Origin of the sequence: Streptomyces sp. NPDC126503, assembly GCF_040302405.1 — a bacterium.
Lineage (GTDB): Bacteria > Actinomycetota > Actinomycetes > Streptomycetales > Streptomycetaceae > Streptomyces > Streptomyces gulbargensis.
In genome coordinates, this window is sequence record NZ_JBEORS010000005.1 from 98656 (window position 1) to 117465 (window position 18810).

Annotated in this window: 12 protein-coding genes; 2 read left to right on the forward strand and 10 right to left on the reverse strand. The window is 70.4% G+C overall.

Going from position 1 to position 18810, the window contains the following annotated elements:
* Positions 1–82 precede the first annotated feature (82 nt).
* The 10 genes from ABTY40_RS09115 to ngcE all read right to left on the reverse strand — a co-directional run bounded on the left by ABTY40_RS09115 (position 83) and on the right by ngcE (position 13436).
* Entirely contained in the window at positions 83–1174 is a 1092-nt protein-coding gene (locus tag ABTY40_RS09115) for a PLL family lectin (RefSeq protein ID WP_352058916.1), read from the reverse strand.
* 138 nt (positions 1175–1312) lie between these two features.
* Entirely contained in the window at positions 1313–2791 is a 1479-nt protein-coding gene (locus ABTY40_RS09120) for an amino acid permease (RefSeq protein ID WP_352059077.1), read from the reverse strand.
* A 156-nt stretch (positions 2792–2947) separates the two neighbouring features.
* Positions 2948–4867, reverse strand: a complete 1920-nt coding sequence (gene dxs / locus ABTY40_RS09125; protein WP_352058917.1) for a 1-deoxy-D-xylulose-5-phosphate synthase — start codon at positions 4865–4867, stop codon at positions 2948–2950.
* A gap of 265 nt (positions 4868–5132) precedes the next feature.
* Positions 5133–6461 (reverse strand): sugar ABC transporter permease, encoded by a 1329-nt coding sequence (locus ABTY40_RS09130; RefSeq protein WP_352058918.1) that lies wholly within the window; start codon positions 6459–6461, stop codon positions 5133–5135.
* Complete coding sequence (locus ABTY40_RS09135; RefSeq protein ID WP_309050577.1) at positions 6458–7252, reverse strand: ATP-binding cassette domain-containing protein; 795 nt, start codon at positions 7250–7252, stop codon at positions 6458–6460. The genes ABTY40_RS09130 and ABTY40_RS09135 overlap by 4 nt, the downstream gene beginning before the upstream one ends.
* Positions 7253–7406: 154 nt before the next feature.
* A complete protein-coding gene (locus ABTY40_RS09140) occupies positions 7407–8501 on the reverse strand; it encodes a sugar ABC transporter substrate-binding protein (protein ID WP_352058919.1) in 1095 nt (364 codons plus the stop codon).
* Positions 8502–8623: 122 nt separating this feature from the next.
* Entirely contained in the window at positions 8624–9844 is a 1221-nt protein-coding gene (locus tag ABTY40_RS09145) for an ROK family transcriptional regulator (protein ID WP_352058920.1), read from the reverse strand.
* Between the two features lie 174 nt (positions 9845–10018).
* Positions 10019–10960 carry a carbohydrate ABC transporter permease gene (locus tag ABTY40_RS09150; protein WP_352058921.1) on the reverse strand — a complete coding sequence of 314 codons (942 nt, stop codon included), beginning with the start codon at positions 10958–10960 and terminating at the stop codon, positions 10019–10021.
* Positions 10960–11889 carry a carbohydrate ABC transporter permease gene (locus ABTY40_RS09155; RefSeq protein ID WP_352058922.1) on the reverse strand — a complete coding sequence of 310 codons (930 nt, stop codon included), beginning with the start codon at positions 11887–11889 and terminating at the stop codon, positions 10960–10962. The genes ABTY40_RS09150 and ABTY40_RS09155 overlap by 1 nt, the downstream gene beginning before the upstream one ends.
* A 101-nt stretch (positions 11890–11990) precedes the next feature.
* Positions 11991–13436: an N-acetylglucosamine/diacetylchitobiose ABC transporter substrate-binding protein gene (gene ngcE, locus ABTY40_RS09160; protein ID WP_352058923.1), complete on the reverse strand. Its 1446-nt coding sequence runs from the start codon at positions 13434–13436 to the stop codon at positions 11991–11993.
* A 373-nt stretch (positions 13437–13809) separates the two neighbouring features.
* On the opposite strand from ngcE, the gene ABTY40_RS09165 reads away from it, so the two are divergent.
* On the forward strand, positions 13810–17640 hold the full coding sequence (locus tag ABTY40_RS09165) for a GH92 family glycosyl hydrolase (RefSeq protein WP_352058924.1): 3831 nt from the start codon (positions 13810–13812) through the stop codon (positions 17638–17640).
* 164 nt (positions 17641–17804) lie between these two features.
* Positions 17805–18725, forward strand: a complete 921-nt coding sequence (locus ABTY40_RS09170) for an FG-GAP repeat domain-containing protein (RefSeq protein WP_352058925.1) — start codon at positions 17805–17807, stop codon at positions 18723–18725.
* The last annotated feature ends 85 nt before the right edge of the window (positions 18726–18810 follow it).

Here is an 18810-nt window from a genome sequence, read left to right on the forward strand (position 1 = left end):
AGGACTCACGTCGTACGGGAACGGCCCCGGCACCTGGAAAGGTGCCGGGGCCGTTCCGCGTGCACGGGCTCGACGCGGCGGATCAGTCGAGGGTGTGCCAGGGCTCCAGGGCGAGCGCGTCCCCTCCGGGGCGGACGCGGGCGGTGAGCAGCGAGGTGCCGTCGGCCAGGGCCAGCGCGACGAGGCGGCCGTCGGGCCCGGCGCGCAGGGCGGTGGACAGCTCGCGGTACGGCGTGCCGGTGTGCGTCCAGGCGGTGCCCGCCTCCTCCTGCTCGCTGGGGTGGGCGCACAGGGCGAGGCGGCCGTCCTCGGCCCGCTGCGCGAGGACGGTGCGGTCGGCGCCGTCGACGACGCAGCGGGTGGCGGTGAGGGGTCCCGGCCCGGCGGCCTCGACGAGGCGGGTGGGGGCGAGGGAGCGGTCCGGGGACCAGGCGCACACCCAGCCCTCCTGGTCGGCGTAGAAGGCCGTGGTGTGTCCGGAGGGGCCGGTGACGGCGGTGAGGGTGCCCATGGTCACGGAGGCGGGCAGGAGCTCCTCGCGGACCGGCTTCCCGCCGGACTCGCGCTGCTGGTAGCGGACGAGGCCCTTGGCGTGAGAGCTGTACAGCTCGACGAAGCCGGAGCCGTTGGTGACCGCGACGGGCGAGGGGTCGGTTTTGGACCCCAGCAGGTCCCACCAGGGGTGCCAGCCGCCGGCGTCCTTCTGGGCGCGGACGCTGACGCCGCCGCCGCCGTTGCGGGAGAAGACGTAGGTGCGGCCGATGCCGTCGACGGTGACGGCCGGGGTCCCGGTCCAGGTGTAGGAGGGCCCGTTGGGGTGGGCGAGGGAGCGCCACTCCAGGGCGGGGCGGCCCGTCTGGTACTGGGTGGTGTGCACCAGTTCGACGTGGTCCGGCTCGCCGCCGACGGCCGGCCGCAGGGCGACGAGGTGGACGTAGCCGTCGGCGCCCTGGCCGACCGAGAGGGCGGGGAGGAGCTCCCCGCCGCCGCCGAGCGAGACGGGACCGGTCCAGCGGCCGTCGGCCCCCTCGGTCCAGCGGACCACCTCGCCGTTCCTGGGCAGGTAGGCGCTGAATCTCCCCTCCTTGCCACGGGCCAGCCAGGCGCCGTGGAGTCTGGGGGCGGCGGGGGAACCGGTGGGGCGGGCTGTGGGGGCCTCGGATCGATTCGCCATGGGGGCTGCAGCACTCCGGTCAACGTTGAGGTCGGGTACGAGCCGACCCTATCGGCCCGGGTGAACCCGTCCCTCCGCCGCCCGCAGTCCCGTCCGCGGCCGCAGCGGGCGCCCTCGCGGGACGCCCGCGGCGGGGGCTCAGTAGGTGGCGTCCCGGCCCTCCCGGCCGAGCCGGCTGTGGCCGCGTCCGTACAGGAAGTACACGACGATGCCGATCGCCATCCAGACCGCGAACCGGAACCAGGTCTCGCCGGGCAGGTTCAGCATCAGCCACAGCGAGGCGGCGATGGAGAGGACCGGCAGGACCGGGACCCACGGGGTGCGGAAGGCGCGGGGCAGGTCGGGGCGGGTGCGGCGCATGACGATGACGCCGGCGGCGACCACGACGAAGGCGAAGAGGGTGCCGATGTTCACCAGCGTCGCCAGCTCGTTGATGCTGGTGAAGCCCGCGACGATCGCGATGAGCACGCCGAGGAGGACCGTCGGCCGGTAGGGCGTGCGGTACTTGGGGTGGGTCACCGAGAAGAACCGGGGCAGCAGTCCGTCGCGGCTCATGGCGAAGAAGACCCGGGTCTGGCCGAGCAGGAGGATCAGACAGACCGTGGTGAGGCCGACGGCGGCACCGAAACTGATCACGCCCGCGTAGAAGGGGTGTCCGGCGGCCTTGAAGGCGTCGGCGAGGGGGGCGCTGACGGAGAGCTCGGTGTAGTGCTGCATACCGGTGACGACGAGGGCGACGGCCACGTAGAGCACGGTGCAGATGAGGAGGGAGCCGAGGATGCCGCGGGGCATGTCGCGCTGCGGCAGCTTGGTCTCCTCGGCCGCGGTGGCCACGACGTCGAAGCCGATGAAGGCGAAGAAGACGACGGAGGCGGCGGTGAAGATGCCCATGACGCCGAAGTTGGTCGGCTCGTAGCCGAACAGGAGCTGGACCAGCGGCGAGTCCCAGTTGGAGCCGCCGCCCTCGGGGGTGACGGCGGGCGGGATGAAGGGCTTGTAGTTGTCGCCGACGACGAAGAACAGGCCGGCGACGATCACGATCATCACCACGGTCACCTTGATGGCGACGACGAGGGCGGTGATGCGGGCGGAGAGCTTCATTCCGAGGACGAGGATGACGGTGAGGACCAGGACGAGGAGGAAGGCCAGGATGTCGAAGGTGCCGCCGGGCGCGTCGGGGCCTTCAAGGGCGGCCGGCAGATGCCAGCCGACGTTGTCCATCAGCGAGCGGACGTACCCCGACCAGCCGACGGCGACCACCGCCGTACCGAGGGCGAACTCCAGGACGAGGTCCCAGCCGATGATCCAGGCGGGCAGCTCGCCGATGGAGGCGTACGCGAAGGTGTACGCCGATCCCGCCACCGGCACCGTCGAGGCGAACTCGGCGTAGCAGAGGGCGGCGAGGGCGCAGACGATGCCGGCGGCGACGAAGGCGAGCGCCGTGGCCGGGCCCGCGTTCTCCTTGGCGACCTTGCCGGTCAGGACGAAGATGCCGGTGCCGATGATGACGCCGACGCCGAAGACCGTGAGGTCCCAGGCCGAGAGGGATTTCCGGAGCGCGTGCTCCGGTTCCTCCGTGTCGCGGATCGACTGCTCGACCGTCTTGGTCCGGAACATGCCGGAGTTGGCGCGTGGCCGTTGGTCCGTACTCACCGTCGTACCTCCCTGCCATGGGGCTGCCCGCTCTCAGGTCAGGATGCACGCGGAAGGGCCGGTCGGCACCTGTAAGGGTGATCCGACCGGCCCAATGGTGACGCCGGGTGACGGGGGCCGTCAGTCGCGGGCGGGCTCCACCGCCTGGCTGCTCTCCTCGAACCGGCCGTCGAGGCGGGAGACCAGGCCGGTGACCTGGCGCGCGATGTCCGGGGCGGTCAGGCCGATCTCGGCCAGGACCTCGGCGCGGGAGGCGTGGTCGAGGAAGCGCGGCGGGATGCCGAAGTCACGCAGCGGTACGTCCACGCCGGCGTCGCGCAGCGCCTGGGCGACGGCCGAGCCGACACCGCCGACACGGCTGTTGTCCTCGACGGTGACGACGACGCGGTGGCGCTCGGCGAGCGGGGCGAGGGCCTCGTCGACGGGCTTGACCCAGCGGGGGTCGACCACCGTGGTGGAGATGCCCTGCCGGTCGAGCAGGCCGGCGATCTCCAGGCACATCGGCGCGAGGGCGCCGACGGAGACCAGGAGCACGTCGGGCCGGTCGGTGCCGGGCTCGCGGAGCACGTCCATGCCGCCGACGCGTCCCACGGCGGGGACGGCGGGGCCGACCGCGCCCTTGGAGAAGCGGACCACGGTGGGGGCGTCGGTGACCTCGACGGCCTCGCGGAGCTGGGCGCGGACCTGGTCGGCGTCGCGCGGGGCGGCGAGCCGCAGACCGGGCACGACCTGGAGGATCGACATGTCCCACATGCCGTTGTGGGAGGCGCCGTCGGTGCCGGTGACACCGGCCCGGTCCAGGACGAAGGTGACGCCGCACTTGTGCAGGGCCACGTCCATGAGGACCTGGTCGAAGGCGCGGTTGAGGAAGGTGGCGTAGACGGCGAAGACCGGGTGCAGGCCGCCGGTGGCGAGGCCCGCGGCGGAGACCGCGGCGTGCTGCTCGGCGATGCCGACGTCGAAGACGCGCTCGGGGAAGACCTTGGCGAACTTGTCGAGGCCGACGGGCTGGAGCATGGCCGCCGTGATGGCGACGATGTCCTCGCGCTCCTTGCCGAGCGCGACCATCTCCTCGCCGAAGACGGAGGTCCAGTCGGCGCCGGAGGAGGCGATGGGCAGCCCGGTGTCGGGGTGGATCTTGCCGACGGCGTGGAAGCGGTCGGCCTCGTCGGCGAGGGCGGGCTCGTAGCCGCGGCCCTTCTGCGTGATGCAGTGGACGATGACCGGGCCGCCGAAGCGCTTGGCGCGGGTGAGGGCGGACTCCAGGGCCTCGAGGTCGTGGCCGTCGATGGGGCCGACGTACTTCAGGCCGAGGTCCTCGAACATGCCCTGCGGGGCGATGAAGTCCTTCAGGCCCTTCTTGGCGCCGTGGAGGGTCTCGTAGAGCGGTTTCCCGACGACGGGGGTGCGCTCCAGGATGTCCTTGCCGCGGGCGAGGAACCGCTCGTAGCCGTCGGTGGTGCGCAGGGTGGCCAGGTGGTTGGCGAGGCCGCCGATCGTGGGGGCGTACGAGCGCTCGTTGTCGTTGACGACGATGACGAGCGGCCGGTCCTTGGCGGCGGCGATGTTGTTGAGCGCCTCCCAGGCCATGCCGCCGGTGAGGGCGCCGTCACCGATGACGGCGACGACGTGGTCGTCCTTGCGCAGGATCTCGTTGGCCTTGGCGAGGCCGTCGGCCCAGCCCAGCACCGTGGAGGCGTGCGAGTTCTCGATGACGTCGTGCTCGGACTCGGCCTGCGAGGGGTAGCCGGACAGGCCGCCCTTCATCTTCAGCCGGGAGAAGTCCTGGCGGCCGGTGAGCAGCTTGTGGACGTAGCTCTGGTGGCCGGTGTCCCAGAGGACCTTGTCCTTCGGGGACTCGAAGACGCGGTGCAGGGCGATGGTCAGTTCGACCACGCCGAGGTTGGGGCCGAGGTGTCCGCCGGTCTTGGAGACGGCGTCGACGAGGAAGGACCGGATCTCCGCGGCCAGCTGCTCCAGCTGTTCCGGGGAGAGCCGGTCCAGGTCGCGCGGTCCCCTGATACGGGTCAGCAGGGCCACCCGTGCCTCCTTGCGTGTGCTGGTCGAGCTTGCCGATTCGGTCGAGTCTAATGTTCCGTCCTGGATCGCGGGCATCGGGCCGGGGGTGGGGCATCACCCGTACGGCCGATGGACCGCTGATCTGTACGGCTCCGTACGCGTGATCCGTACGGCTCCGTACCCCTGATCCGTACGGCTCCGCACGCGCGCGTGCACTGCTCCGGACGCACCGGTGCCCGGCGCCGGTTTCGCGGCGCCGGGCGGTGTGGCGAGCGTTACGCGGGCGTCAGGCGCGCCCGGCGGTCTTCTGCGTGCGGCGGGAGACCGAGTCGATCACGACGGCGGCGAGGAGCACCGCGCCGGTGATCATGTTCTGGATGGCGTTGGACATGCCGATCATGTTCAGGCCCTGCTGGATCGACTGGATCACGATCATGCCCAGGAGCGCCGACCAGACCTTGCCCCGGCCGCCGAAGAGGCTGGTGCCGCCGATGACGGCCGCGGCGATGACGAGCATCAGCGTGTTGCCGCCGCCGAGCGACTTGGTGGCGCCGCCGGAGAGGCTGGCGATGAAGAGTCCGCCGAACGCGGCCAGGGTGCCGGCGATGGCGAAGACGCTGATGCGGACCAGGTCGACGTTGATGCCGGCGCGGCGGGCGGCCTCGGCGTTGCCGCCGACGGCGAAGACCTTGCGGCCGAAGAGGGTGCGGCGGGCGACGAAGTCGGCGACGACCAGGACGGCGAGGAAGAGGACCAGGGCGAGCGGCAGGCCGCGGGCGCCCTCGGGCTCGTTCATGACGTAGGCGACGGCGAGGACGAGGACCGCGACGACGGCGGTGCGCAGCGCGATCTCGGTGACCGGGCGGGCCGGGAGCTGGGCGGCCTTGCGGCGGCCGCTGTCGCGGAGCAGGGAGGCCAGGTACACGGCGACCGCGAGGACGGCGAGGCCGTAGGCGGCGATCTTGTCGGCGAAGAAGTAGTTGGTGAGGTTCTCCACCACGCTGCCGGAGGGCGTGTTGATGGAGCCCTCGCCGCCCATGAGCCACTCCTGGAGGCCCATCCAGCCGAGGAAGCCGGCGAGGGTCACCACGAAGGCGGGGACGCCGATCTTGGCGAAGAAGAAGCCGTGGAGGGCGCCGATGACGGTGCCGGTGAGGACGGCGAGGACGATGGCGAGCCATTCGTTGGTGCCGTTGCTCACCTGGAGTCCGGCCCAGACGGCCGCGCCGACTCCGGCGACGGAGCCCATCGACAGGTCGATCTCGCCCAGGATGAGGACGAAGACGATGCCGACGGCCATGATGCCGAGGCCGGAGGAGTACACCGCGATGTTGGCGACCGAGCTCGCGGACAGGAAGTTGCTGTTCTGGAGCTGGAAGACGACCGCGATGACGATCAGGCCGAGGACGACCGGCAGGGAGCCGAGCTCGCCGCCGCGGATCTTGCGGGTGAACTCGGTCCAGTAGCCCTTGAGCCCCTCCTCGCGGACGAGGAGGCGCGGGTCGACGGCCGGGACGGGGGCGGCGGAGCCCTCGACGGCGGCGGCCGGGGCCGGGGTCTTCGGAGCGGTACCGGCGTCCGCCGGGGACTGCGGGGTCTTGGCGAGGTCGCTCACTTGGCGTCCTCCTTCGCGGCCGTACGGGCCTGCCGACGGGTCACGGCGTTGTCCGTGGCACCGGTGATGGCGGCGATGATCGTTTCGTGGGTGGTGTCCGCGACGTCGAAGACGCCGTTGTTGCGGCCGAGCCGGAGCACGGCGACCTTGTCGGCGACGGCGCGCACGTCGGCCATGTTGTGGCTGATGAGGATGACGCCGTGGCCGCGCTCGCGCAGCCGCTCCACGAGGTCGAGCACCTGTGCGGTCTGCTCGACGCCGAGGGCGGCGGTGGGCTCGTCGAGGATGACGATCTTCGGGTCGCCGATCAGGGCGCGGGCGATGGCCACGACCTGGCGCTGTCCGCCGGAGAGGGCGGCGACGGGGATACGGACGCTGGGGATCCGGATGGACAGGGTGTCCAGGAGCTCCCGGGCCCGCTTCTCCATCGCGATCTCGTCGAGGACGGAGGCCGAGGCCAGCTCGCTGCCGAGGAAGAGGTTGGCGACGACGTCGAGGTTGTCGCAGAGCGCGAGGTCCTGGTAGACGGTCGCGACGCCGAGGTTCTGGGCGTCGTGGGGCTTGGTGAGCTGGACCGGGCGGCCCTCCCACTCGATGACGCCCTCGTCGATCGGGTGGACACCCGAGATGGTCTTGACGAGGGTCGACTTGCCGGCGCCGTTGTCGCCGACGAGGGCGACGACCTCTCCGGCATGGATCTCCAGATCGACGTCGGTGAGCACCTGGACGGCGCCGAACCGCTTGGAGACCCCGCGCAACGCCAGCACGGGCGTAGCGGACACGTGAATCATCTCCTTGCCGCCTGACCGGCGGGGATGAGGTGCGGGAGCACAAGGGGGGTGCGAGAGCACCAGGGGGGTGGTGAGTCCGGCGTCCCCGCCCCCGCTTGCGGGGCGTCGGACGGGGCGGGGCGCGCCGGACCGGTTCCGGGACGGGCCGGGGGCGTTACTTGACGCCGGCCGCGTCGCAGGCCGCCTTGTACTCGGCGGTGCAGATGTCGGCGGCCTTGTAGACGCCGTCGGCGACGATCGTGGAGGCGATGTTCTCCTTGGTCACGATCTGCGCGTCGTACAGCTTCGCCGGGATGTCCTTGAACTCGCCGGTCAGGCTGGTGACCTTGGTGGGAACCAGGTCGTCGATCTTCTCGCCCTTGAGGAGGCGCACCGCGATCTCGGCGGTGGTCTCGGCCTCCGGCTTGATCTGCTTGTAGATGGTGAACGCCTGGTCGCCCTTGAGGATGCGCTGCAGACCGGCGAGCTCGGCGTCCTGGCCGCCGACCGGGACCTTGACGCCCTGCTTGTTGAGGGCGGTGATGATGCCGCCGGCCATGCCGTCGTTGGCCGAGTAGACGCCCTGGAAGCCGTTCTTGCCCAGGGAGTCGATGGCGGCGCCCATCTTCTTGTTGGCCTCGTCCGGGGACCAGTCCGGGATGTCCTGCTCGTAGACGACCTTCTTCACGCCGGTGTCGAGGACGCTGTGGGCGCCCTTCTTGAACAGCGGGGCGTTCGGGTCGGTCGGCGAGCCGTTGATCATGACAACGTTGGCGTCCTTGGCCTTGGCGCCGAGCGCCTTCACCAGCGCCTCGCCCTGGAGGCGGCCGATCTTCTCGTTGTCGTAGGAGACGTAGGCGGAGATCGGGCCCTCGGCCAGGCGGTCGTACGCGACCACCTTGACGCCCTTCTTCTCGGCCTGCTGCACCCAGGACTTGGTGGCCTTGTAGTCGACCGAGTCGAGGATGATCACCTTCACGCCCTGGGTGACGAGCGCGTCGAACTGCTTCTTCTGGGTCTCGGTGTCCTGCGCGGCGTTGTTGTACTTGACCTCGCAGTCGCCGCACAGGGCCTTGATCTTCGCCTCGATGATCGGGCGGTCGAAGGTCTCGTAACGCGTGGTCTTGTTCTCCGGCAGGAGCAGACCGATGGTCTTGCCGTCACCGCCGCCGTCCGAGCCGCCGTCGCCGGCCTTGCCACAGGCGGCGAGCGAGAGGGCCATCGAGACCGCGGCCGTGCCTATGACGACGCGACGCGTCCTTGCGTTCATGTGGGGTTGCCTCCCTGACGAGGCCGCGACGTTGCGGCCGAGGTGGCACGAAGTCAACTCGGCCGCACGATCGACGTCAAGAAGTAAATCCTTAACGAGATGACAACGGTGCCGTTCGTAATCTAAGTGAAGGCAGGCGTGGCCAGGGCCGCGGCGGCGGGCAGTGCGCTCCCCGCGCTGCGCAGCAGCGTCGAGTCCCCCATCTCGTTGAGCACCAGGGCAAGGGCCCCCAGTACCTCGGCGCGCCCGCCGAGGGCGCCCTGCGCGAGCGAGAGCTGCCGGGCGGCGCTGGGGATCGCGTACCGCGAGACGGAGTCCCTGATGGGCCCGAGGACCAGCTCGCCGGCCTCCGCCAGGTCCCCGCCGAGCACCACCCGGCTGGGATTGAGCAGGTTGCAGAGGTTGGCGATGCCGCTGCCGATGTGCCGGCCCACGTCGGCGACGACCCGGCGGCAGCCCGGGTCGCCCTCGCGGGCCAGCTGGACGACCCGCTCCATGGTGAGGTCCGGGCCGTGGCTGGGCTGGAGCAGCGGCAGCACGTAGCGGGCGGCGGTGAAGGTCTCCAGGCAGCCCCGGTTGCCGCAGCGGCAGACGGGGCCGGACTCGTCCAGGGTGATGTGCCCGATCTCGCCGGCCGTGCCGCCCGGGCCCCGGTAGACCCGGCCGTCGATCACCAGACCCGCTCCGACGCCGCTGGCCACCTTGATGTACGCGAGGTCCTTCACGCCCCGGCCGCTGCCCCAGACCAGTTCGCCGAGGGCGCCGAGGTTGGCGTCGTTGTCGACGTGCACGGGGACGCCGAGGCGGGCCGAGAGCTCCTCGGCGGGGTTGATGCCGCTCCAGCCCGGCAGGATCGAGGTCGAGCCGAGCGTCCCGGAGGAGACGTCGATGGGGCCGGGCACACCGAGTCCGACGCCGATGACCTTGTCCCGGCCGATGCCGGTGGCCTCGATCAGCCGCGTGACCAGCTGTTCCGCCCGGTCGAAGCCCTCCGCGGCGGAGGCGTCGACGTCGAGCGGCTCGGCCTCCTCGGCGAGGACCTGGTGGGCGAGGTTGCCGACGGCGACCCGCAGGTGGGTGTGGCCGAAGTCGACGCCGATGACGATGCCCGCGTCCCCGGAGAGCGAGACGCTGCGGGCGCGGCGGCCCCCGGCGGAGGTGGGCGTGACCTCGACGGTCCCGCCGTCCTTGAGCTCGCGCACGATGTTGGAGACCGTGGCGGCGGACAGGCCCGTCGCCCGGGCGATCTCCGCCTGGGTAAGCGACCCGGCCATGCGCACCGCCCGGACGACCCGTTCGAGATTGGCCCTGTGCAGAGACGTCTGCGACCCGGGAGTCTCCATCGACTCACTCACTCCTGCCGTTTTCTCCAACATGTGAACTCTAAGGGGACGCTTTCGGCTTGGTCCCCGTCAAGACCTTGAAGAGGCGGGGCGGTGGGTGTCACAGCACGGACGGGGCCCCCGGCGCGCCGTGCGCGCCGGGGGCCCCGGGCCGGTCGGTCCTGGACCGCCGCGTCACTTCACCGCGCCGGCGGTGAGTCCCGCCACCACCTGCCGCTGGAAGATGATGTACGCGGCCAGCACCGGCAGCATGGCCATGACGAGGCCGGCGAAGAGGCCGGACCAGTCGCCCTTGTAGCCCTGGCTGACGGCGAGCTGCACCAGGCCCTGGGAGAGCACCTTCTGGTCCTGCTCGGTGTTGAGCACGGTCGGCAGCAGGTACTGGTTCCACTGGCCGAGGAAGTTGAAGATGCCGACGCTGATCAGGCCCGGCTTCGCCATCGGCAGCATCACCTGGAAGAAGGTCCGGGTGTGCGAGGCGCCGTCCACGAAGGCCGCCTCCGCCACCGAGGTCGGCAGGGTGCGGAAGAAGGCCGTGAGGAAGAAGACCGTGAAGGGCAGCGAGTACGCGATGTAGACCAGGATCAGGCCGTGCGGGGTGTTCAGCAGGGCCATGTTCTGCATGACGTAGAACAGGGGCACGAGCGCCAGGATGATCGGGAAGCTCATCCCGCCGATGAAGAGGAAGTAGAGGAAGCGGTTGCCCGGGAAGTCGAAACGGGCGAGGACGTAGGCGGCCATCGAGCCGAACAGCAGCGTGCCGAGGAGCGAGCCGCCCACCACCACGATCGTGTTCATGAAGTAGTCGCCCATGTGCGCCTCGGTCCAGGCGCGCGACCAGTTCTCGAAGTGGAGCCGGTCCGGGAGCGACCACGGCGAGGTGAAGATCGCCCGGTCGGTCTTGAAGGAGGTCATGACCGCCCAGAGCAGCGGCATGACCACCATGATCGCCCAGATGATCAGGACCCCGTGCGAGAAGACGTTGAGGACCCCGCCCTCGCCCCTGGGCTCCTTGACGGCGGCGGGGGCCGTGGCGCCGGCGGGCAGGGCGCCGCCGCCCGCCGGGGGGCCGGGGGTCTTCTCGACGTCGGTGGAGGCAGTTTCGGTGATCTTCATCAGAACTCCAGCCGCTCGCGCCGGCCGACCTTCATCACGACCGCCGCGAAGGCGAGCGTGAGCAGGAGGAGGGCGACGCCGATGGTCGTTGCGTAGGCGGCCTGACCGTCCCGGAACGCCTTCTGGTACACGTACAGCGGCAGGACGATCGTCGAGTAGTCGGGCCCGCCGCCGTTGGGGCCGACGGTCATGATCTGGACCACGGCGAAGGACTCCGCGCCGAGCGCCAGGATGCCCATGTAGATCCAGCCGGACTGCACGGTGTCCCAGAGCAGCGGCAGGGTGATCCTGAAGAAGGTGGTGAAGCGGTTGGCACCGTCGAGCAGGGCGGCCTCGTAGAAGTCCCTCGGAATGGACGCCATGCCCGCCGAGAAGAGGACGACGAAGAATCCGACGGTGGACCAGACGAGGACGACCATCACGCACATGAGGGCGAGATCCGGGTCGCCCAGCCAGTCGGGCCGGACACTGCCGAGGCCGACGAGTTCGAGGGCGGAATTGATGGCGCCGCTGTTCGGGTTGTACGCGAACTGGAAGAGGAGCGCCACGATCGCGATGGACAGCACCTGCGGGAAGAAGTACACGATTTTGTAGAACGACGATCCGCGCACGCCCGCGACGGCCGCTCCCTTGCGGCGGCGGCCCCCGACATTCAGCATGAAGGCGAAGAACAGGGCGAGGCCGACGGTCACCAGCGGCAGCACCACGGCGAAGGTCAGGCTGTGCTGGAGCGATTTCCAGAAGATCTCGTCGTCCAGCATCCGGCTGTAGTTGTCGAAGCCGACCATCGAGAATTCCGGACTGAGCCCGGTCCAGTCCGTGAACGAGTAGTAGATGGACTGGATGAACGGCCAGATGACGAACAGCGCGTAGAGCGCGAGGGGGATCGCCAGGAACCCCACGATGAAACGGTACTTGCCGTGTTGCATTCCTACCGACCCCGATCTTTCCCGCCGAGGCGCGCCGCCGGTGCCGCGCGCGAAGGTTCCGGGGCCCGCTCCCGGTCGGCGGGAAGGGGCCCCGGCGCTGCTCACTGGTGCTTGTAGTGCTTGATGTTCGGGTCCTTGGCCGCGTCGTCGGCGAACTTCTGGATCTTCTTGATCGTCTCGGCGGGGGTCGCGCGGCCCGCCATCATCTCGCCGATGCCGGCGACACCGATCTTCTCCTTCTGCAGGGCGACGTACCAGTCCTGCAGCCGCGGGTTGACGACGTTCTGGCCGGCCTTCTCCAGGGCGGCGACGCCGGACTTCAGGCCCGGGGTCAGCTCGATGCCGTCGGTGCCGCCGTTGAAGGCGGTCAGGGACTTCACCGACTGGGTGAAGTTCTTGGAGGAGGCCTCGCTGAGCATGATGCGCAGCTGCTCCATGCCGCCCTCGGCGTTCTTCGCCTTGGCCGGGACGATGAAGGGCTCGCCGCCGGAGGCCCAGATCGTGCCGAAGGGCATCTTGTCGGAGGAGTCAAGGCCGGTCGGGGCGGAGAGGGCCAGGCCGAAGTCGGCCGGCATGGTCTTGGCCGCCTCGTTCTCGACCCAGGAGCCGTTCGGGATGAAGAGGGCCTTGCCCTCGGTCCAGGCGGTCTGCGACTGGATGTGGTCGAGGCCGGGGGTGCCCTGGAGGATGTAGCCCTTGCGGACCAGCTCGTAGTACGCCTCGAAGCAGGCCTTGACGGCCGGGTGCTCCCAGGCCTTCGGCTCCAGGTTGTCGATGGCGTCGAGCACCTCGCGGCCGCCGACCTTGCCGATCATCGGGTAGAGGGAGAAGGGGACGTAGTACGGGTGCTTGCCCGCGTACGTCCAGCCCGCGATGCCCTTCCTCTTGGCCTTCTCGCAGACGGCCAGCATCTCGTCCCAGGTCTCGGGGTACTTCGCGTCGAGCGAGTCGAGCAGCTTCTGCGAGTACCAGACGCCGTAGACGGTGTAGGCGTAGTAGAGGACCCAGACGGGGGCGCCGTCGAACTGGCCCATCTCGACGATGCCGGGCCGCAGGGTGTCGCGGACCTTCTTCTTCGGGTCGTCGACGGAGGGGGCGTCCAGGAGGGGCGTGAGGTCGGCCAGCTGCTTCTGGCCGACGAGGACGCCCATGTCCATCTGCTCGGCGCCGGAGTTGTCGATGAGGTCCGGCGGGTTGCCGCCGTTGAAGCGGGGCTGGAGCTCGGTGGTGATCTTCTGGGTGGGCGTGAACTTGACCGTGGCCCCGGGGTAATTCTTCTCGTAGAGCTTGATCGCGTCCTTGGCGTACTGCTGGCCGAAACCACCGTCGAAGAGGACGAAATCGAGCGGCGCCGACTCGTTCACCCCGAGCGGGTTCTTGTCGGATTTCGTGCCCTTCTCGACCTTCTCGTTCCCGCTGCCGCCACCGCTGGCACAGGCCGACAGGAAGCCCATGGTCGGCACGGAGATGAGGCCGATCGCGGCGGAACGCTTGATGAGGTCGCGACGGCCGAGGCCCTCACTGGTGCGGGCGGAGGTGGATCCCATGCTCAAGTCCTCGCCTTCATTCAGGACTCAGGCGGTGTACCGGTCACCCGTACTCTCGCCACAGGCGAAGGGCCCCGCCACCGCGGTCAATTGCTGGGTCGTGCAGGCGTCGGGCCGTCGTCGATGGATACGACCGGCGGGACGCCGACAGGTATAGTCCACTTCCCTTCGCCGGAGCAAGATCGAAAGCAGGTTTCGGCAGCCATCTTTCCCGAGTTGAGACCTCGGGGAGGAGCACCACGTATCTGCGGCGTTTCGTCCCGCCATTCACCGCCAACACCCTTGACACGCTGTGCGACTTGACCCCTACTGGAGTCTGCGCCATGGATCTGACAACGTTGTCCAAGACCAGCGGCAGGAGCGACGACACCGCATGCAGACCGGATTCCCTCCCCGATCGCGGCCCCGGCCCGGTGGCCCGAGAGCGCTTGCGCTCGCCGCGTCGGCGGCCCTGATCCTGACCTCATTCCCCGCCCTGGCCCCGGCGGCTCAGGCACTCCCCGGCCCGGCGGAGAAACCGGACCGGGAGTTCCACACCTCCTTCGAGGCGGACGAAACCCCACCGACCTGGCGGAACACGGTGGAGACGGCCCCCGACGGCACCGAGCGCGCCTCCGGCGTCGACGGCGGCTTCGCGAGCGGCATCCCCGGCAACGTCACGGACCGCGTCACCGGGCTGCGCGCCAGCGGGGAACACGCGGGCGCGGGCGAGACCAAGGAGAACCTGATCGACCTCCAGCCCGGTACGAAATGGCTGGTCTTCGCCCCCACCGCCTGGATCGAGTTCGACCTGGACTCGCCCGTCGCCCTCGCCTCCTACGCCCTGACCTCCGCCAACGACGCCGCCGAGCGGGACCCCCGGGACTGGACGCTCAAGGGCTCGGCCGACGGCGAGGAGTGGACCGTCCTCGACACCCGGACGGGCGAGGACTTCGCGAAACGGTTCGAGACCCGAACCTACGACCTCCCGACGCGCGGCACCGCCTACGCCCACTACCGGCTCGAGATCACCGCGAACCACGGCGCCGGGCTCACCCAGCTGGCGGACGTTCAGTTCTCGAACGGGGACACCTCCGCCCCCGTGCCCAAGGAGATGCGCACCGACGTCGACCGCGGCCCGCTCGGCTCCCCCACCGCCAAGGCCGCCGCCGGCTTCACCGGCCGCCGGGCGCTGCGCTACGCGGGCACCCACCGCGCTGACGGCCGGGCCTACGCGTACAACAAGGTCGTCGACGTGCACACCCCGGTCCGCCCGGACACCGAGCTGTCCTACCTCGTCTTCCCGGCGATGAACGAGACCGACCTGAACTATCCGGCCACGCACGTGGCGGTCGACCTGGCCTTCACCGACGGCACCTATCTGAGTGACCTGGGCGCCGTCGACGCCCACGGCGGGCCGCTCACCCCGCGCGGGCAGGCCGAGGCCAAGCGGCTGTACGTCAACCAGTGGAACCGGGTCAGCTCCCGGATCGGCGCCGTCGCGGCCGGCAGGACCGTGGACCGGATCCTCGTCGCGTACGACTCCCCCAAGGGGCCGGCGAAGTTCCAGGGCTGGATCGACGACCTGAGGATCGGCGCCACGCGGCCCGAGCCCCGCCCGGAGCACCTCTCCGACTACGTGTCGACCACCCGCGGCACGAACTCCAGCGGCGCCTTCTCGCGCGGCAACACCTTCCCCGCGACCGCCGTCCCCCACGGCTTCACCTTCTGGACGCCGGTCACCAACGCCTCCTCCCAGAGCTGGCTGTACGAGTACGCGCGCGGCAACGACGCCGACAACCTGCCCACGCTCCAGGCCTTCTCCGCGAGCCACCAGCCGAGCCCGTGGATGGGCGACCGGCAGACCTTCCAGGTGATGCCCTCGGCGGCGGCCGGTGACGTCCCCACCGGCAAGGCGGCCCGGGCGCTGCCCTTCCGGCACGCCCGCGAGACCGCCAGGCCGTACCTCTACGGCGTCACCTTCGAGAACGGGCTGCGCGCCGAGGTCACGCCCACCGACCACGCGGCCATGATGCGGTTCACCTATCCGGGTGAGGACGCGAGCCTCGTGCTCGACAACGTCACCGACGCGGGCGGTCTGACCCTCGATCCGGCCACCCGCTCCTTCACCGGGTACTCCGACGTCAGAAGCGGCCTGTCCACCGGCGCCGGACGCATGTTCGTGTACGGCGTCCTCGACGCGCCGGTCACCGACGCGGCGGCCGAGGGCGTCCGGGGCCGGCTGCGCCTCGACGCGGGCGAGGACCGCACGGTCACCCTGCGGATCGCCACCTCCCTCATCTCCGTCGAGCAGGCCAAGGCGAACCTCGCCCAGGAGATCCCGGACGGCACCTCCTTCGAGCGGGTCCGCGAGCGGGCCCGGAAGGCCTGGGACGCACTGCTCGGCCGGGTCACCGTCGAGGGCGCCACCCACGACCAGCTCGTCACGCTCTACTCCGGGCTCTACCGGCTGTACCTCTACCCCAACTCCGCCTTCGAGCAGGTGGACGGGCGCCCGCGCTACGCCAGCCCCTTCGTCCCGCCGGCCGGACCCGACACCCCGACCCGTACCGGCGCGAAGATCGTCGACGGCGAGGCGTACGTCAACAACGGCTTCTGGGACACCTACCGCACCACCTGGCCGGCCTACTCCTTCCTCACGCCCCGGAAGGCGGGCGAGCTGGTCGACGGCTTCGTACAGCAGTACAAGGACGGCGGCTGGATCTCCCGCTGGTCCTCCCCCGGCTACGCCGACCTCATGACCGGCACCTCCTCCGACGTGGCCTTCGCCGACGCGTACGTCAAGGGCGTGGAGTTCGACGCCGAGGCGGCGTACGAGGCGGCGCTGAAGAACGCGACCGTCGTCCCGCCGCACCGGGGCGTCGGCCGCAAGGGCATGGACACCTCGCCCTTCGTCGGCTACGCCTCCACCGAGACGCACGAGGGCCTGTCCTGGTCCCTGGAGGGCTACCTCAACGACTACGGCATCTCCCGCATGGCCGAGGCGCTGTACGAGAAGACCGGGAAGAAGCGGTACCAGGAGGAGGCGGCGTACTTCCGCGACCGCGCCCAGGGGTACGTCTCCCTCTTCGACGCGGAGGCGGGTTTCTTCCAGGGCCGTGACGCGAAGGGGGCCTGGCGGGTGCCGTCGGCCGCGTACGACCCCCGGATCTGGGGGCACGACTACACCGAGACCAACGGCTGGGGTTACGCCTTCACCGCCCCGCAGGACTCGCGGGGCCTGGCGAACCTGTACGGCGGGCGGGCCGGTCTCGCGAAGAAGCTGGACGCCTACTTCTCCACCCCCGAGACGGCGAGCCCCGAGTTCACCGGCTCGTACGGCAGCGTCATCCACGAGATGACCGAGGCCCGGGACGTCCGCATGGGCATGTACGGCCACTCCAACCAGGTCGCGCACCACGTGCCGTACATGTACGACGCGGCCGGGCAGCCCTGGAAGACGCAGGAGAAGGTGCGCGAGGTGCTGTCCCGGCTCTACACCGGCAGCGAGATCGGGCAGGGCTACCACGGCGACGAGGACAACGGCGAGCAGTCGGCCTGGTACCTCTTCTCGGCGCTCGGCTTCTACCCGCTGGTGATGGGCGGCGGGGAGTACGCGATCGGCTCGCCCCTCTTCCGGAAGGCCACCGTCCGGATGGACAACGGCCGCACGCTGGTGGTGGAGGCTCCCCGCAACAGTGCCCGGAACGTCTACGTCCAGGGCGTCACGGTGAACGGCCGCGCCTGGAACTCGACGGCCCTCCCCCACGACCTGCTGGCGCGCGGCGGCACCCTGCGCTTCGACATGGGCCCGCGGCCCTCGTCCTGGGGTACGGGGCCGGGCGCGGCGCCCGCCTCGATCGCACGGGACGACCGGGTGCCGGCCCCGCCGTCGGACGCGCTGGCCCGGACGGGTCCGCTCACCGACGACACCTCGGCGACCTCGGCCGCCGTCACGGCGGAGCCGCTGCCGGTGACGGGCCCGACCCGGGCGGTCCGCTACACGCTGACCTCGGCGGCGCGGGCGGACGCGCCCTCCGGCTGGGTGCTGCAGGGCTCCGCGGACGGGGCGCGCTGGACCGATCTGGACCGCAGGGCGGGCGAGTCCTTCGTCTGGGACCGGCAGACGCGGACCTTCACGATCGCCGCGCCCGGCTCATACACGGCGTACCGGCTGGTGGCGGACGGCACGTCCCGGCTGGCCGAAGTGGAGCTTCTGCGCTGACAAAAGGGATATAAGTCCGGGATCGAAACAGTTGTGTCACAAACCAGTTGACCTGTGAAGATCTGATGAGAACGATCCTGGATCATAAGGTTTCCGCTGTCGGCCGTCCGGGTGACGCGCCGGTGGCGGAACCTTTCCTTTCGTCTTCCTCTCAGGAGAACTACGTGGCCAACTCCACTGGCCTGAACCGCACGGGCATCCTGTCCCGTGTCACCGTCGCGGCGATCACCGCGGCGCTCGTGGGCACCACCACCGCCGCGGTCGCCGCGGACGCGCCGGCGCCGGTCGGCAAGACCTCCGCCGCGGCCGAGAAGGCCACCCCGGGCGCGGGCACCTTCGCCGCCGAGTCCGCGGCCGACGCCGCCATCGGCGAGCTGCGCGCCGCCGACCGCAACGGCGGCCTCTGGTCGTACTGGCCGAACGGCTCGGGCGGCTTCGACGCCCGCGAGTCCGTCGGCTCCGGCTGGAACAGCGTCAGCAAGGCCACCCAGGTCGACCAGGACGCCGACGGCGTCTCGGACGGTGCCTGGATCGTGTCCTACGGCACGCTGTACTGGCTGGAGTGGAACGCCGACCCGGTCAACCTGGGCAGCGGCTGGGGCACCTTCAACACGGTCGTCTCCACGGCCAGCCTCGGCGGTGCCGCCGCGGACGACCTGCTGACCCGTGACGGTTCGGGCAACCTGTACCTGTACCTCGGGTACGGCAACGGGCGTCTCGCGCCCCGCGTCAAGGTCGGCACCGGCTGGAACATCTACAACGCCATCACCGGCAAGGGCGACCTGAACAACGACGGCAAGGCCGACGTGATCGCCCGTGACGGTTCCGGCAACCTGTGGCTGTACAAGGGCACCGGCAACTACAACGCCCCCTTCGGCCCGCGCGTCAAGGTCGGCACCGGCTGGGGCATCTACAACACGGTGGTCTCCACCGGTGACGTGGACATCGACGGCGTGGCCGACGTGCTCGCCCGCGACGGTTCCGGCAACCTGTGGCTCTACAAGGGCACCGGCACCACCGCTCCCGCCTTCAAGCCGCGCGTCAAGCTCGGCACCGGCTGGAACACGTACCGCCTGATGTTCTGATCCGCGCCCCGCGCGTGTGAACGAACGAACGGGCCCCGCTCCTCTTCCGAGGAGCGGGGCCCGTCCCGTTTCGCCGACCGGCCGG

What these genes read in the sequence shown, in the direction of transcription:
- ABTY40_RS09115 (WP_352058916.1), bottom strand. Translation starts at nt 1,174, where the DNA reads ATGGCGAATCGATCCGAGGCCCCCACAGCCCGCCCCACCGGTTCCCCC.
- ABTY40_RS09120 (WP_352059077.1), bottom strand. Translation starts at nt 2,791, where the DNA reads ATGTTCCGGACCAAGACGGTCGAGCAGTCGATCCGCGACACGGAGGAA.
- ABTY40_RS09135 (WP_309050577.1), bottom strand. Translation starts at nt 7,252, where the DNA reads ATGATTCACGTGTCCGCTACGCCCGTGCTGGCGTTGCGCGGGGTCTCC.
- ABTY40_RS09140 (WP_352058919.1), bottom strand. Translation starts at nt 8,501, where the DNA reads ATGAACGCAAGGACGCGTCGCGTCGTCATAGGCACGGCCGCGGTCTCG.
- ABTY40_RS09145 (WP_352058920.1), bottom strand. Translation starts at nt 9,844, where the DNA reads ATGGAGACTCCCGGGTCGCAGACGTCTCTGCACAGGGCCAATCTCGAA.
- ABTY40_RS09150 (WP_352058921.1), bottom strand. Translation starts at nt 10,960, where the DNA reads ATGAAGATCACCGAAACTGCCTCCACCGACGTCGAGAAGACCCCCGGC.
- ABTY40_RS09155 (WP_352058922.1), bottom strand. Translation starts at nt 11,889, where the DNA reads ATGCAACACGGCAAGTACCGTTTCATCGTGGGGTTCCTGGCGATCCCC.
- ngcE (WP_352058923.1), bottom strand. Translation starts at nt 13,436, where the DNA reads ATGGGATCCACCTCCGCCCGCACCAGTGAGGGCCTCGGCCGTCGCGAC.
- ABTY40_RS09165 (WP_352058924.1), top strand. Translation starts at nt 13,810, where the DNA reads ATGCAGACCGGATTCCCTCCCCGATCGCGGCCCCGGCCCGGTGGCCCG.